13 protein-coding genes are annotated in these 16246 nt (G+C 41.5%); 9 read left to right on the top strand and 4 right to left on the bottom strand.

Features of this window, described 5'->3' with window-relative positions; translation table 11 throughout:
• Positions 1–21: 21 nt before the first annotated feature.
• The gene (locus IX83_RS05800; RefSeq protein WP_038500186.1) at positions 22–954 is read right to left on the bottom strand and encodes a mechanosensitive ion channel family protein; all 933 of its coding nucleotides are present in this window, start codon (positions 952–954) and stop codon (positions 22–24) included.
• 325 nt (positions 955–1279) lie between these two features.
• Here IX83_RS05800 and IX83_RS05795 point away from each other — a divergent pair, with 325 nt between their 5' ends.
• Positions 1280–2719, top strand: coding sequence for an alanine/glycine:cation symporter family protein (locus IX83_RS05795; protein WP_038500183.1), 1440 nt, complete (start codon positions 1280–1282; stop codon positions 2717–2719).
• A gap of 57 nt (positions 2720–2776) precedes the next feature.
• Here the strand turns inward: IX83_RS05795 and IX83_RS05790 are convergent, their stop codons facing one another.
• Complete coding sequence (locus IX83_RS05790; protein WP_038500180.1) at positions 2777–3448, bottom strand: HAD family hydrolase; 672 nt, start codon at positions 3446–3448, stop codon at positions 2777–2779.
• A gap of 29 nt (positions 3449–3477) precedes the next feature.
• The gene (gene ubiG / locus IX83_RS05785; protein WP_038501664.1) at positions 3478–4188 is read right to left on the bottom strand and encodes a bifunctional 2-polyprenyl-6-hydroxyphenol methylase/3-demethylubiquinol 3-O-methyltransferase UbiG; all 711 of its coding nucleotides are present in this window, start codon (positions 4186–4188) and stop codon (positions 3478–3480) included.
• Positions 4189–4878: 690 nt separating this feature from the next.
• Between ubiG and ompA the strand changes: the two genes are divergently transcribed.
• Entirely contained in the window at positions 4879–5418 is a 540-nt protein-coding gene (gene ompA, locus IX83_RS05780; protein WP_038500178.1) for an outer membrane protein OmpA, read from the top strand.
• Positions 5419–5820: 402 nt separating this feature from the next.
• Here ompA and IX83_RS09030 read toward each other — a convergent pair whose 3' ends face one another.
• Positions 5821–5982: a hypothetical protein gene (locus IX83_RS09030; RefSeq protein ID WP_158074686.1), complete on the bottom strand. Its 162-nt coding sequence runs from the start codon at positions 5980–5982 to the stop codon at positions 5821–5823.
• 423 nt (positions 5983–6405) lie between these two features.
• Between IX83_RS09030 and gyrA the strand changes: the two genes are divergently transcribed.
• The 7 genes from gyrA to IX83_RS05740 all read left to right on the top strand — a co-directional run bounded on the left by gyrA (position 6406) and on the right by IX83_RS05740 (position 16160).
• Entirely contained in the window at positions 6406–9057 is a 2652-nt protein-coding gene (gene gyrA, locus IX83_RS05770) for a DNA gyrase subunit A (protein WP_038500172.1), read from the top strand.
• A gap of 3 nt (positions 9058–9060) precedes the next feature.
• The gene (gene serC, locus IX83_RS05765) at positions 9061–10146 is read left to right on the top strand and encodes a 3-phosphoserine/phosphohydroxythreonine transaminase (RefSeq protein ID WP_038500169.1); all 1086 of its coding nucleotides are present in this window, start codon (positions 9061–9063) and stop codon (positions 10144–10146) included.
• Complete coding sequence (pheA, locus tag IX83_RS05760; protein ID WP_038500166.1) at positions 10139–11233, top strand: prephenate dehydratase; 1095 nt, start codon at positions 10139–10141, stop codon at positions 11231–11233. The genes serC and pheA overlap by 8 nt, the downstream gene beginning before the upstream one ends.
• Positions 11230–12108 (top strand): prephenate dehydrogenase, encoded by an 879-nt coding sequence (locus IX83_RS05755; protein ID WP_038500163.1) that lies wholly within the window; start codon positions 11230–11232, stop codon positions 12106–12108. The genes pheA and IX83_RS05755 overlap by 4 nt, the downstream gene beginning before the upstream one ends.
• 1 nt (position 12109) lies before the next feature.
• On the top strand, positions 12110–14077 hold the full coding sequence (gene aroA, locus IX83_RS05750; protein ID WP_051919389.1) for a 3-phosphoshikimate 1-carboxyvinyltransferase: 1968 nt from the start codon (positions 12110–12112) through the stop codon (positions 14075–14077).
• A gap of 72 nt (positions 14078–14149) precedes the next feature.
• On the top strand, positions 14150–15865 hold the full coding sequence (gene rpsA / locus IX83_RS05745) for a 30S ribosomal protein S1 (RefSeq protein ID WP_038500154.1): 1716 nt from the start codon (positions 14150–14152) through the stop codon (positions 15863–15865).
• 1 nt (position 15866) lies between these two features.
• Positions 15867–16160, top strand: coding sequence for an integration host factor subunit beta (locus IX83_RS05740; RefSeq protein WP_038500151.1), 294 nt, complete (start codon positions 15867–15869; stop codon positions 16158–16160).
• Positions 16161–16246 lie beyond the last annotated feature (86 nt).

Below are 16246 nucleotides of genomic sequence, written 5' to 3'. Positions count from 1 at the left end.
ATGGGCACAACGTCTATTGAATTAAGATTGATAGGTTGAAGATTTAGGAGCGACTTGTTCTTTGATTCGAACATCTATTTGATTAAATGGAATTTCAATACCATTTTCATCAAAAGCATATTTCAGTCGTTCTAGTAAATCACCTCTAACAGCCGCTGCATCAGCCACTTTCACCCAAGGTCTCGCCCAGATTTGAATGCTGCTGGCACACCAAGCTCCCACCATAATGCTGGGTTCAGGGTCGGTTAGAATGCGTTCATCAGCACTAAATACATCTTTGATAACCTCCTTGGCTTTTTTGATATCAGCACTGTAGGCGATGTCTAAAACTAGGTCAATACGACGGGTAGGGTTTTGATGAAAGTTGGTGATACTGTCGCTCATTACCTTGTTATTGGGGATCAAAATCACGCGGTTATCATTTGTGCGTAACTCTAGCATGAGAATGCCAATTCGAGTGACCACGCCTTCGTTGCTACCAATTAGAATGGTTTGATCCTTTTTAAATGGCTTGAAAATTAAGATCATCACGCCTGCCGCAAAGTTTTGTAGCGAGTTCTGCAAAGAAAGACCGATGGCCAGACCTGCCGCACCAATCAATGCCACTAATGAACTAGTGTTTACGCCTAATTGGGAAAGTGCTGCAATCGCGGTAAATAAAAGAAATGCAAACTGAGCGAGCGACCCAAAAAAGCTACTCAACATGTCATCTTTTAATGAATTGGAGACCATGCGAGCGGTAAACTTACTCAACCATTTGGCAATTTTTTTACCAATGTAAAAAATAATTAATGCGATGATAAAGTTTGTAATGTAAGGAATGGCCGCATTAACTAAACCGATGAGCTGATCTTTTTCTAAAAATTGTTTGGCAACTTCTATTTTTTGTCCAATATCTGAAGCAATGACATCAGAGGTGTGACCTGATGTGAGCGGTTGGATTTCATTTGCCATAAAGATAGTTCCTTTTGTAATAATATCGGTAAAAGATTTTATAAAACAGAGGGGCTTGATTCGATGAAAATCAATGTAAACGTGGATGATAGGAATCGAATCATACATCGTCTAAGAATATATTGACGAGGGAAAATTATAACATTAGCACTGTTTAGAGTGAAGTGAGAGGCAAAGTGGGGTGCAAAGCAAAATCTTTTTTCAATGGGAGGGTAAGGTGACTGAGAAATACGAATATTTATGTATTAAGTGATTTTTTGTGTTGCAAGATGTTATACAATAAACTGTTTTAGTTGATAAAAGCGAGTATTAAAGGAAATCATCTATGGTACAAGAGGATAGTAGCTTTGCTACTTCATTAAATGATTCTGTTTCTTTTTTAAACGGTTATCTAACCGATGTGCTGATTTTGGTATTGTTGGCAACAGGTGCGTTTTTTACCTTGGCCACAGGATTGGTGCAGGTGAGACTTTTTGCTCGCAGTGTAAAAGAAATGTTATGGGGTCGCCAAGATCCTGAAGATCCGCATGGTATCACGCCATTTCAGGCTTTTGTGACAGGTTTGGCCAGTCGCGTAGGTGTGGGTAATATTGCAGGTGTTGCATTGGCTATTAGTCTGGGCGGTGCAGGTGCTGTTTTTTGGATGTGGGTGACCGCTTTAGTGGGGATGAGCTCGGCGTTTGCTGAATCTTCTTTGGCCCAGTTATTTAAAATCAGAGATCATTCAAATGGTCATTTTTTAGGTGGCCCCGCTTATTATATTCAAAGAGGGTTGCGAGCTCGCTGGTTAGGTATTGTGTTTGCGTTGGCTTTGATACTTTGTTATGGGTTTGTCTTTAACATGGTGCAAGCGAATTCTTTGGCAAATGCGGCCAATAAAGCTTGGGGTACGCAACATGTTTACTCTGGTTTGTTTGTGATGTTGTTAACATTGCCTATTATTTTTGGTGGCATTAGACGTGTATCAAAAATTGCTGAGGCGATAGTGCCAGTGATGGCGTTGTTGTACTTGTTAATGACGTTCTATATTATTTTTATGAACTTGCCACTTGTGCCTGTTATCATTCATGATATTTTTGTCGATGCATTTAATGTCAAAGCGGCGGCAGGTGGTATTTTTGGTGGTATTTTTTCACAAGCCATGGTATTAGGTGTCCAACGCGGTTTGTTTTCCAATGAGGCAGGTATGGGTTCTGCACCGAATGCTGCCGCATCCGCAGATGTCAAGCATCCTGCTAGTCAAGGTATGATTCAAATGTTGGGAGTTTTTGTTGACACCTTTGTGATTTGTACATGTACCGCGGTGATGATTTTAATTTCTCGTCCATACACCCTAGGTGAAGAGGGCGTGACGATTACACAAACGGCTATTGTTAACCAAGTCGGTTCTTGGGGAGCGGATTTCTTAGCGATCATTTTGTTCTTGTTTGCGTTTTCTACGATTGTGGGAAATTACGCTTATGCAGAAAGCAATATTCGCTTTATTAGAAACAATGCTTTGTTAGTGTTTTTGTTCCGTATTTCTGTACTGGTCACGATTTATATTGGTTCGGTAATTGCTACGCCTATGGTTTGGAATATGGCGGATTTATCGATGTCAATAATGGCATTGATTAACTTAGTGGCGATTTTATTGTTATCTCCCTTTGTGTTTATTATATTGAGAGATTATCAAAGACAGCTTAAAAATGATATTCATGAACCGATATTTAATCTTGATAAATATCCTAAACTCGCTAAATTACTGGGTAGAGATATTTGGTAAGAAAAAAGATGTTGAGTAATGATGAGTGACAAGAGGCGTTGAGATACGCCTCTTTTTTTAATGTGTAGTGTTGAGTGTCTGAGCTAACGTATGGATATGATCGCTTAATTCCTCGCTTGTAAAGGCAACAGCATCCGCTTTCCATGATAAAGCATCGTCGCTATCACAATAACCGTAAGCTGCAGCAATGCTTTTCATGCCTGCGGCTTGAGCAGCTTGTATATCGGTGAGGCTGTCGCCAATATAGATCGTTTCAGATGGATGACTGTGGGCCAATCCTGCTGCGTAAAACAATGGTGCAGGATGTGGTTTGGCCTGTATTAAGGTATCGCCACATACACAAGCTTGGCTATCTTTGTCTAAACCTAGAAATGCAATAAGCGGTAAAGTGTATTGTGTTGGCTTATTGGTGACGATTCCCCATTTTATTTTTTGATCCGATAAACCGTTTAATAACTCACGGATATGAGGAAATAAAGTGGTGTGCGTGTGTAAATGATCGGCGTAATAGTCTAAAAGTATTTGACGCAATTTAGGAAAATCAGGATCATTTTTATCGATGCCTAATGCTACTTTTAATAAACCTACTGTCCCTGCCGAAATAGAATTTCTTAATAACTCTGGGGGCATGGGAGCAAGTCCCTGACTAATTCTGACGTGATTGGTTGCGGCAATAAGATCGTGAGCCGTATCTGCTAATGTGCCATCTAAATCAAATAATACAAGCATAATCGTTTGACTTTGTTAGTTTCTTAACGTTAACGTTTTTGTGTCATCATCATGTAGTTGACAGAGGTATTGTCGCTCAGGACATAATCTTTTTGGACAAGGCGATAGCTAATACCTTTAAAAGCAACAGGGGTCAAACCAGCGATTCTCGCCATTTCTGCTAGCTCACCCGGCTTTATAAATGTTTCGTATTGATGCGTACCTTTGGGCAATAATTTCATTAAATACTCAGCACCCATGATGGCCATAAAAAAGGCTTTTGGTGTTCTGTTTAATGTAGAAAAAAGTACCCAGCCGTTCGGTTTGACTAGTTCAAAACAAGCTTTCATGATGGATACAGGATCGGGAACGTGTTCTAGCATTTCCATGCAAGTGACTATATCGTAGGTATTAGCTTGTTCTTTGGCAAGGTCTTCTACAGGAATTTTTTGATAATCAAGTTGTGTCTTATCTATTTTAGATTCCAAGCGATGTAATTGGGCGGTTTGCAAAGATCGTTCCGCCATATCAATTCCTTTAACGATGCCTCCTTTTAGCGCCATGGATTCGGCATAAATGCCACCGCCACACCCTACATCGAGAATTTTTTTCTGGTTCAAATCGCCCGCCATCTCAATCAGCCACTGTAATCTTAATGGATTGATGTCGTGTAAAGGCTTAAATTCGCCATTAGGATCCCACCATTTGGCTGCAATGGCAGAGAATTTGTTGATTTCAGAGGGGTTGACGTTGGCTGACATAGCTTGTTCTCCCGTACAAAACGATATTAAAGTTGTCGCAAATTTTAACATGCTTCCTGATTGCGAGACTAAGAGAGTTGTGGCGATGGGTGGTGCGAGGAACATGTGAGGTGGGGGTTGATGGTGGGAAAAGTTAATGTGTGAGTGAATGATAAATGGGGGTCTTTGAACGTGAGGCTCAGAAAGTTGTGGCGATGGGGTGAAGAAAATGAGGGGTGAAATGGAAAGCAGGGGTGTGTGGTGATGGGTGGGAGATGTGGTGTGTGTTGATGGCGGGAAAAGTTAAGGTGTCAGTGAATGATAATGGGGGTCTTTGAACGCGAGGCTCGGAGAGTTGGCAAGATGGAGTGGGGAAAATGAGGAGTGAAGTGGAAAGCAGGGGTGAGTTGAATTTTTTTGTTTGCGGGAATGTAAAGTTGAAAGGAGTGTGGTTGGTGAGAAGATGGTGGGTGTAGTAAAAATACTACATGATGATATTAAATTCATGAAAAATATTTTATTTTTTAAAGGAATTGACGATTTTGTCTGCAATGTTTTTAAAAAAAGAGTATGATAAAACCTAGTTGTAAGTGACATAAATAGATTGCAGGCTTTGTAATCTATTGTTTATATGTTATACTTACAGTTGGATTTTTGAAGCGGCGTATTCGCTGCAAGTTAAACTTTAGCATAAGCCCTACGAGGAGAATTATGAAACTTACCTCTAAAATTACACTAGCTCTTGCTGTTGCTGCAGCTTCTACAGTTGCTTCAGCTAGTGACAACTGGACAAACAGCTCTGGCCAAGTATGGCGTAACACAACTGGTCTTTGCTGGCAAAATAACTTCTGGACTCCTGCTACAGCAGCAGCTGAGTGTGGTGCAGTTCAAGAAGTTACTGCTGACAAGATCACTTTAAGTGCAGATGCGTTCTTTAACTTTGATAAAGCTGTATTAAAACCAGCTGGTGAAGAAGTATTGACAAAATTGGCTGCTCAGTTGAAAAACTTGAAACTTGAGTCTGCTATTGCTACTGGTTACACTGACTCAGTAGGTAGCGAAGCTTACAACTTGGCATTGTCTGAAAGACGTGCTAAAGCTGTTAAAGCATTCTTAGTTGCACAGGGTGTTCCAGCTGACCAAATCGTTACAATCGGTAAAGGTGAGGCTGATCCAGCTGCTTCTAACGCTACAGCTGAAGGTCGTGCTAAGAACCGTCGTGTAGTATTGGATATCGTAGCTTCTAAATAATTAGCTACTTTCTGATATGCTAAAGCCACTCTGCGTGAGTGGCTTTTTCTTTTTTATCAAAACTATCTTAATTGCCCCTTTAAAGCGTTTTTTATCCTGACTTTTTTCATTTCTCAAATAAGAAGCCTGATAGTTAAGCGTGATTTTCTCGTCTTTTCGGCAAATAAGAAGTCTGATAGTTAAGCGTGATTTTCTCGTCTTTTTCCAGATAGGCTGTCTGTTCGTTAAACACAGTTTTCCCATCCTTTTTCAGTATAATTCGTGTTAGATGAAAGTGATTTTCGCGTCTTTTTCGCCCAATAAGATGCTTGTGAGTTAAACGTGTTTTTCTCGCCTTTTCGACAAATAAGAAGTCCGTTAGTCAAACGCGAGTTTTCCCATCCTTTCTCAGTATGATTCGTGTTAGATGAAAGTGATTTTCGCGTCTTTTTCGCCCAATAAGAAGCCTGATAGTTGAGCGTGATTTTCTCGTCTTTTCGCCCAATAAGAAGCCTGATAGTTAAGCGTGACTTTCTCGTCTTTTTCACAGATAGGCTGTCTGTTCGTTAAACACAGTTCTCTCATCCTTTTTCAGTATGATTTATGTTGATTAGAAGTGATGTTTCATGCCTTTTCGACAAATAAGAAGTCCGTTAGTTAAACGCGAGTTTTCTCGTCTTTTTACCAGATAGGGTATCTATTCGTTAAACACAGTTTTCCCATCCTTTCTCAGTATGATTCGTGTTGATTAGAAGTGATGTTTCTTTGCCTCTCCCTAAAGAATTTGTTTATTTGAACCTATAGTAGGGTTATCTTGAAATCATTGTGTTTTTTAGCTTTCTGGACGCTTTATGATTAACCTTGGGAGGGGAGTTGTTGTGAAATTTGCGTGCTTGGAATATTGAGTGTGGATAGCAAGAAAAAAACATATGTTTTTACTCAAAAGAGGGCGTATTTACCCCCAGTGCATGATAAAATAAGCCTTTTAAATTTAATCTTAAATCATCCATGAGTGAAGAAAATTTTTCTTTTGCAAAAGAAACGCTTCCTGTGTCGTTAGAACAGGAAATGCGTCGTAGTTACTTAGATTATGCCATGAGCGTTATTGTTGGGCGTGCTTTGCCTGATGTTCGCGATGGATTGAAGCCAGTGCATCGTAGAGTGCTGTATTCTATGCACGAGATGAGTAATTATTGGAACAGAGCCTATAAAAAATCTGCCCGTATTGTCGGGGACACGATTGGTAAATACCACCCTCATGGTGATTCGGCCGTTTATTTCACTTTGGTTCGAATGGCTCAAGATTTCTCTATGCGTTATCCTTTGGTCGATGGTCAAGGTAACTTTGGTTCAGTGGATGGCGATAGCCCCGCAGCGATGCGTTATACCGAGGTAAGACTAGAACGAATCGCTGGCGAGATGCTAAGTGATATTGATCAGGAAACGGTTGATTTTGGACCAAACTATGATGGTTCTGAACAAGAACCTTTGATATTGCCGACGCGTTTGCCAAACTTGCTGGTAAATGGTAGTAGCGGTATTGCGGTAGGGATGGCCACGAATATTCCGCCTCATAATCTTGGCGAAATTGTAGATGGTTGCTTGTATTGTTTGCGTCATCCAGCTTGCACCGTAGATGAGTTGATTGAGTTAATTCCTGCTCCCGATTTTCCGACTGGGGCGATTATCTATGGTGTTTCAGGAGTCAGAGAAGCCTATAGAACAGGGCGTGGTAGCGTGATTATGCGTGCTAAAACGCATTTTGAACCTATTCCAAAGAGTGCGGATCGTCAAGCGATTGTGGTGGATGAATTGCCTTATCAGGTGAATAAACGCACATTGCAAGAAAAAATCGCTGAATTGGTGAATGACAAGCGAATCGAGGGTATTTCTGACATTCGCGATGAATCTGATAAAGATGGTATGCGTTTGGTCATCGAATTAAAACGCGGTGAAGTGCCAGAAGTTGTTTTGAATAATTTGTTTAAACAAACCCAATTACAAGATTCATTTGGCGTGAATATGGTGGCTTTGGTGAATGGCCAGCCACGATTATTGAATTTAAAACAGATGATTGAGTGCTTCTTGGCACATCGTCGTGAAGTAGTGACTCGTCGCACGGTTTATCAGCTTCGCAAAGCACGTGAACGCGGTCATGTTTTAGAAGGGTTGGCCGTTGCTTTAGCGAATATTGACGAGTTTATCGCGATTATTAAAGCGGCACCGACACCTCCTGTTGCGAAACAAGAATTAATGGCACGTAATTGGAATTCATCTGTTGTTTTGTCCATGTTACAACGTGTTGAGTCAGGTGAGGGTGGTCGTGATGCGTATCGCCCAGATGGCTTGCCTGCTCATTATGGATTGCAAGCGGATAATACCTATCGTTTGTCTGATGGTCAGGCTCAAGAGATTTTGAACATGCGTTTGCAACGTTTAACAGGGCTTGAACAAGATAAGATTATTCAGGAATACCAAGAAGTGATGGAATTAATTACCGACTTATTGGATATTCTTGCTAAACCAGAAAGAATTACTCAGATTATTGGCGACGAATTGACGGCATTGAAGAATGAGTACGTGGTTAGTGCAAAAGATGTACGTCGTTCGCATATTGAGCTTCATACTTCAGATATTGAAACCGAAGATCTTATTACGCCGACAGATATGGTGGTCACGATGTCCAATACTGGCTATATTAAGAGTCAGCCTTTGTCTGAATATCGTGCCCAAAAACGTGGCGGACGCGGTAAATTAGCGACTGCAACGAAAGAGGATGATTGGGTAGAAAGTTTATATGTAGCTAATACACACGATTATTTACTGTGTTTCTCAAACTACGGTCGTTTGTATTGGTTAAAAGTATGGCAAGTGCCTCAGGGTACACGAGGTTCTCGAGGTCGTCCTATTGTGAATATGTTCCCATTGCAAGATGGTGAGCGTATTACAGCAACTTTGCCAGTTAAAGAATTTACAGATGATCAGTATGTGTTTATGGCGACTTCCCGAGGTACGGTGAAGAAAACCCCTTTGTCTGATTTCTCTAATCCTAGAAAAGCTGGCATTATTGCAGTGGGATTGAAAGAAGATGACTACTTAATTGGAGTCGGCCTCACTAACGGACAAAGCGATGTGATGTTGTTCTCTGATGCAGGTAAAGCTGTGCGATTCAGTGAAAGTGATGTTCGACCCATGGGACGTGCGGCCAGCGGTGTTCGTGGTATGAATTTGGATAAAGACCAAAGCGTGATTGCTATGTTGGTAACGTCTGATGAAGCAGGCTTTAGTGTGTTGACCGCCACTGAGAATGGTTATGGTAAACGTACAGCTATCGAGGAATATACCCGTCATGGTCGTGGCACAAAAGGTATGATTGCGATTCAAACATCTGAACGTAATGGTAAAGTCGTGGCGGCCACTTTGGTTAAAGAAACCGATGAAATTATGTTAATCACTAATGGTGGTGTTCTCGTACGTACGCGTGTTTCTGAAATTCGAGAAATGGGTAGAGCAACACAAGGTGTGACATTGATTAGAATCGATGATGATACGAAATTACAAGGTGTCAGTCGTGTTGCAGAATCTGATGAGGAAAATGAATCATCAGAGACGGTTGCTGATGAGACATCACAAAATGAGCATGACACAGAGGAGACATAAGTCATGAGAGCACCCTATAACTTTGCGGCAGGACCTGCACAGTTACCACTTCCTGTTCTTGAAAAGATTCAAGAAGAGATGTTGGACTGGCATGGCAAAGGTGTTTCGGTTTTAGAAATGGGACATCGTGGTCCTGACTTTGAAGAGATTTTATTGGCGACCCGATCCGCTTTGTATGATTTAACGGGAGTCAGTGAAGCAGATTATGATTTTGTGTTTATGTCTGCTGGAGCGAGATTGCAGAACGCGTTCATCGCTTTAAATTTACCTGGAAAAGCGGATTATGTGATTTCAGGAAACTGGTCTAAAACCACTTATGAACAGGGTTTAGCTTACGGTGATATGCGTATCACTGCAAATAATGAAGAGGCCAAAGATGGTGTGCCAGGCTTACACTGGGCCCCTAAACCTGAAGATTGGAAAGTTAGACCTGATGCGACATTTGTACATTATTGCCATAATGAAACATTAAGTGGTTTGGGGTATGAAGATATTCCCAAAATGTCCGTACCTGTGGTGACCGATATGACTTCATGCTTTTTATCGCGTCGTCAAACATGGGAAAATGCGGGCATCGTCTATGCTGGGGCCCAAAAGAACCTAGGCATTGCGGGTTTAAGTTTGGTGATGATACGCCGTGATTTATTGGGTAAAGCCAGTCCTTTGTGTCCAGATTTTGCGAACTACACTAAGTTGGCAGATTCACGTTCTTTATTAAACACGCCGCCTGTATTTGCTATTTATGTGATGGGCTTGGTTTTAGAATATATGCAGTCTATCGGTGGCATGGAGTTGATTGAAAGAGCAAACCTTAAAAAGGCACGTATGTTGTATGAATACATTGACCAAAGTGGATTCTACAAAAACCGCGTGGCTCATCAAGATCGTTCTATCTGTAATGTAAGTTTCTTGTTAGACGATCGTTTAAATGAACTGTTTTTAAAAGAGTCAAAAGAAGCTGGGTTGCTGAATTTAAAAGGACATCCTATTTCTGGCGGTATGAGAGCATCTATTTACAATGCGATGCCAGTAGAGGGCGTTGAAAAACTAATAGCATTTATGAAGGATTTTGCCAAACGAAATGGATAAGTTGCAAGAAGCTTTATTGCCATTAAGAGCCAAGATTGATGAAATAGATTCAAAGATTCTTGAACTCTTAAATGAAAGGGCCCAAGCCGCGATCGATGTAGGGGAAGCAAAACGTCAATATGGTGTGCCAGATGGTCCTATCTTGCGTCCAGAACGAGAAGCTCAGATTATCCGTTCATTACAAACACAAAACCAATCTAAAATTTTTCCCAAAAAAGCAATTGAAGCCGTATGGATGGAAATTATTTCGGCTTGTCGAGGTTTGGAACGAGGCCTGACAGTGGCTTTTTTAGGGCCTGAGGGATCATTTTCAGAAGAAGCTGCCTTACTTCAATACGGTCATGCGGTGAACAAATTGGCTTGTCCATCGTTTGATGAAGTATTTCGTGCAGTAGAAACGGGGCGTGCTGATGTGGGGATGGTGGCCGTTGAGAACTCCACAGAGGGGGCTGTTAATCGTACCCAAGATTTGCTGTTGCAAACGCCTTTGTGTATTCATGCTGAAAGAATTTTGCCTATTCGTCACAATTTGATGACTCAATCAGGGAATATGGAAGGTATCCAAGAAATACACGCTCATCCACAAGCATTGGCACAGTGTCAGCTTTGGCTCAGACAATTTTATCCTTTAATTCCTTGTGTACCTGCAACGAGCAATTCTGCAGCAGCCAAACTAGCCTCTGAATCTAAACAGATTGCGGCGATTGCGGCCGAACATGCGGCGGATTATTGGGGATTGGATATTGTGGCTAGAGATATTCAAGATGATCCTCAAAATCGTACGCGTTTTGTGGCGATTGGCCGTATTAAATCGCTCCCTAGTGGCAAGGATAGAACGAGCTTTATTGTGGCTGTTCCTAATCGCTCAGGTGCTTTGTATCACTTGATTACGCCTTTGAACCAATATGGTGTTTCCATGACGCGTTTTGAGTCAAGGCCCGCGAAAAATGGTCAGTGGGATTATTATTTTTACATTGACGTGGAGGGGCATTATGATGATGAAAATGTGCGTTTGGCATTGGATGATATTAAAGCTAACTCTGCTTTCTTCCGTATGTTAGGCTCTTACCCCATCGATCACGTATGAATAACTGGCAATCAAAACGAATAGGTATTATTGGCCCCGGTCTGATAGGGGGTTCTTTTGCATTAGCCTTGAAAAAAGCAGGTTTGCAAACGTTGGTGTGGGGTTGCAGTCCCGATCAATCAGAGATGGCTTTGGCAAAAGAAATGGCAATTGTCGATAAGGTGGCCAAAGATTTGTCTGAATTAGTTCAGGAAGTAGAAGTGATTTTTATCGCTTCGCCAGTGATGGCCATTGAGCAGATTTTCAAGGAAATTTACCCGTATTTAAAGGACCATCATATTATCACCGATGCTTGTAGCACAAAGTGTTTTGTTATTGACAAAGCCTTGTTGATATTGAAAGAACGCAGTCCTCAGTTTGTTCCTGCTCATCCCATTGCAGGTTCTGAAAAAAATGGTCCTTTGTCTGCTGATGCGGATTTATTTCGTCATAAACAAGTCGTGATAACCCCTTTGCCCAATCAACACACCTTATCTCTCAAATTGGTGGAAGCTTTGTGGCTGGCTTGTGGTGCGTCTTTGCGTATGATGGAGCCAGCAACACATGATCAGATTTACGCGAAGTTATCGCATTTGCCTCATCTTTTGTCGGCGGCCTATTTAAATGCACTCACAAAGCATGATGAAATCGATTGGGGTAAAGCAGGGACAGGGTTTAAAGATTTTACGCGTATTGCGGCTGGCCCCGAACAAGTGTGGCGAGATATTTTTATTACCAATGCACCCACGATTTTAAATGAGTTAGAAGCGTTCGAAGCTAGCATTAAAGAAGTCAAAGCATTGGTGGCTGCCGCTGATATTGAAAAACTTGATGAATGGCTTAAAAATGCACGTTCTCAAGCCATGACTTCTAGAATCTCTCATATTAAGGTATAGCATGAATCCTATTCGACAGTATTATTTGCCTTACGCCACAACGGCTCAGGGGGCTATCGTTTTACCTGGTTCAAAAAGTATTTCCAATCGTATCCTCTTGTTAAGTGCGTTAAGTATTGGTGATACGCATATTCAAGGTTTATTAGATTCAGATGATACACGCGTGATGATCGCTGCTTTACAGAATCTGGGTGTGGAGGTTCAACGTCAAGGTTCAGATTGTTTTGTTCGTTCATTGGGCTATTTTCCTAATAAAAAAGCCAGTTTGCATCTAGGTAATGCGGGTACAGCTTTTCGTCCATTGACCGCTGCGTTAGCCTTATCTGAGGGCGAATACACGGTCGATGGTGTTGCTCGCATGAGGGAACGTCCTATTGGTGATTTAGTGGAGGCTTTATTGCAGATAGGGGCTGATATTACCTATACCTTGAATGAATATTATCCCCCACTTCATATTCAACCAGCGACGTTAAATGTACCTGAAACGATTAAAATTCAAGGTAATGTATCGAGTCAATTTTTAAGTGCGATGCTGATGGTGGCGCCTTTGCTGGCCCAAAAAACAGGGCAATCCGTGCATATTGAAGTGTTGGGTGAGTTAATTTCTAAACCTTATGTGCGATTAACCTTAAATTTGATGGCTCGTTTTGGTGTGGAAGTTCAACAAAACGGATGGACGCATTTTTATGTGTCACCTGACCAAACTTATCGTAGTCCAGGAAAAATTTTAGTGGAAGGGGATGCCTCTTCTGCCTCGTATTTCATGGCGTTGGGGACATTGGGACAAGGTCCAGTACGCATATATGGCATTAATCAACAAAGCATTCAAGGCGATATTGAGTTTGCACAAGTGGTTAAGGATATGGGGGCGACTGTTTTATGGCATGACGATAGTGTGGAAATCAAAGGCCCTGCGTTAGGCACAAAACTGAAAGCTTTTGACAAAGACTTCAATCTGATTCCCGATGCTGCGATGACTGCCGCCGTATTAGCACTTTATGCGGATGGTCCTTGTACGTTACGCAATATTGCCAGTTGGCGAGTGAAAGAAACTGATCGTATTGAAGCGATGAAAACTGAGTTGCGTAAATTAGGTGCCAAAGTTGAAAGTGGCCATGATTGGCTAACCGTCTATCCTATCGAGCAGTGCCAGCCTGCACAAATCGATACATACGATGATCACCGTATGGCGATGTGTTTTTCTTTGACGGCATTTTTCCAAGAAAAAATCGTGATTAATGATCCAGAATGTGTTTCTAAAACATTCCCTCATTATTTTGCTCATTTTGCCTCTTTGGTGCGTCCAGAAAAAAATGATATTCCGATTATCACGATTGATGGCCCCAGTGCGTCGGGTAAAGGTACGGTGGCCAAAGCTTTAGCAAAATCGTTATCTTATTCATTACTGGAATCAGGTGCTTTATATCGTTTAGTTGCTTTAAAAATGCAAGCTACGGGTGTGTCTGCTCAAGATACTGAAAAAGTGGTGGACATAGCAATTTGTTTAGATGCGACGTTTGAAAAAGGGCAGATTTATTTAGAAGGACGTGATGTTAGCGATATTATTCAAACAGAAGAAGTAGGTGCTTTGGCTTCTCAAATCGCCTCACAACCTCCTGTTAGAGAAGCCTTATTAGCACGACAAAAGGCCTATTGTCAGTTGCCAGGGTTGGTGGCAGAGGGCCGAGACATGGGGACAGTGGTGTTTCCCCAAGCTGATTTGAAAATTTTTTGGGAAGCTGATGTTGTAATTCGTGCAAAAAGACGTGTTAAGCAGTTGAATGAAAAAGGGATTTGTGTTAAATTTACGGACGTGTTAGAGGACCTTGAGGCTCGTGACGCTCGTGATTATCAGCGTACCGTTGCACCGCTAACTCCTGCTTTAGGGGCCTATGTGGTGGATTCCTCTAATATGAGTGTTGAAGAGTGCGTCAATACTATCCTAAATCTGTGGCAAAGGTTGCCATAGTATTGGTGTTAAGCCAATTTTTTTATTAACTCCGCCAAGCACTCATGGCGTGTCAATCCTGTTGGATATTTAATGACTACATCTACTAAATTGCAAGACGCTATTGGTGGCGTAAGCTTTGCTGATTTATTCAACGAAAGCGTAAAAAACCAAGACGTAAAATCTGGACAAGTAATCTCTGCTGAAGTGGTTCGTATTGACCGCAACTTTGTAGTAGTGAATGCTGGCTTAAAATCAGAAGCGAATATTCCTATTGAAGAATTCTTAAATGATCAGGGCGAAGTGGAAGTAAAAGAAGGTGACTTCGTTTCTGTCGCGATCGATTCTTTGGAAAACGGTAGCGGTGCGACGATTCTTTCTCGTGATCGCGCTAAACGTTTATCTGCTTGGGTAGCTTTAGAAAAAGCAGAAGAATCTGGAGAATTAGTAAAAGGTACCGTAACAGGCAAGGTCAAAGGTGGTCTGACTGTTATGACAAATGGTATTCGTGCGTTCTTGCCTGGTTCTTTGGTTGATATTCGTCCAATCAAAGACACTTCTAGCTTTGAAGGCAAGACCATGGACTTTAAAGTGATCAAACTTGATCGCAAACGTAACAACGTTGTATTGTCTCGTCGTGCTGTGTTAGAAATGAACATGGGCGAAGAGCGTGAAAAACTTCTTGAAAAATTACAAGAAGGTGCTATCGTTAAAGGTATCGTTAAAAACATCACTGAATACGGTGCGTTCATCGACCTTGACGGTATTGATGGTTTATTACACATCACAGATATGGCATGGCGTCGTGTTCGTCACCCATCTGAAGTACTTCAAGTGGGTCAAGAAATCGAAGCTAAAGTACTTAAATTTGACCAAGACAAGAGCCGTGTATCACTAGGTGTGAAACAGTTAGGCGAAGATCCATGGATCGGCTTAGCTCGCCGTTACCCAGCAGGTACTCGTTTATTCGGTAAAGTAACTAACTTGACTGAATACGGTGCGTTCATCGAAGTGGAAACAGGTATCGAAGGTTTGGTACACGTTTCTGAAATGGATTGGTCTTCTAAAAACGTTGACCCACGTAAATTGGTTAACTTGGGCGACGAAGTAGAAGTTATGGTTCTTGAGATCGACGAAGAACGCCGTCGTATTTCTTTGGGCATGAAACAATGCCGTCCTAACCCATGGGAAGAGTTTGCTAATACACACAAACGTGGTGATCGTGTGAAAGGTGCGATCAAGTCTATTACTGACTTTGGTGTGTTTATCGGTCTTCCTGGTAATATCGATGGTTTGGTTCACTTATCTGATTTATCTTGGAACGAGCCAGGTGAAGAAGCGGTTCGTAAATACAAGAAAAACGAAGAAGTGGAAGCAGTGGTTCTTTCTATCGATACAGAAAAAGAACGTATTTCTCTTGGTATCAAACAGCTTGAAGGCGATCCATTTAATAACTACGTGTCAGCTAATGACAAAGGTTCAGTTGTAAAAGGTATCGTAAAAGCTGTAGAAGCTAAGGGTGCTACAATCAGTTTAGATCCTGAAGTTGACGGTTATTTACGTGCTTCTGAATTGGCGGCTGGTCGTGTTGAAGATGCGACAACTGTATTGACTGAGGGTCAAGAAGTTGAAGCGATGATCATCAATATCGATCGTAAAGCTCGCTCTATTCAGCTTTCTATCAAGGCTCTTGAACATGCTGAAGCAGCAGAAACAATGCAACGTATTTCAGACTCTAGTGCTTCGTCTGGTACGACTAACTTAGGTGCATTGTTGCAAGCTAAACTTGATGAGAAGAAAGAAGACTAATATGACAAAATCTGAACTTATTGAAGCGTTGTCATTACAATTCCCTCAGTTTCCCGCAAGGGATTCTGAACTTGCTGTTCGCGTGCTATTGGACGAAATGATTAATACATTAGCCGATGGTGGTCGAATTGAAGTTCGTGGTTTTGGAAGTTTTGCTTTGACTCATCGCGAAGCGAGAATGGGTCGTAACCCTAAATCAGGTGAACCAGTGGAAGTGCCAGCAAAATGGGTACCACACTTTAAACCTGGCAAAGAGTTACGCCAACGCGTGGATGCTAAGTTTCAAGGTAAATAATTTGATAACCTAAAAAATGTTAACCCACTTGCTGATAAGTAAGTGGGTTTTCTTTTATAATTCAGGTTTAGACAAGATATTCTAGC

Origin of the sequence: Basilea psittacipulmonis DSM 24701 (assembly GCF_000743945.1) — a bacterium.
Lineage (GTDB): Bacteria > Pseudomonadota > Gammaproteobacteria > Burkholderiales > Burkholderiaceae_B > Basilea > Basilea psittacipulmonis.
Note: the sequence above shows the minus strand (reverse complement) of the source record. Positions and strands in the feature narration are given on the sequence as shown.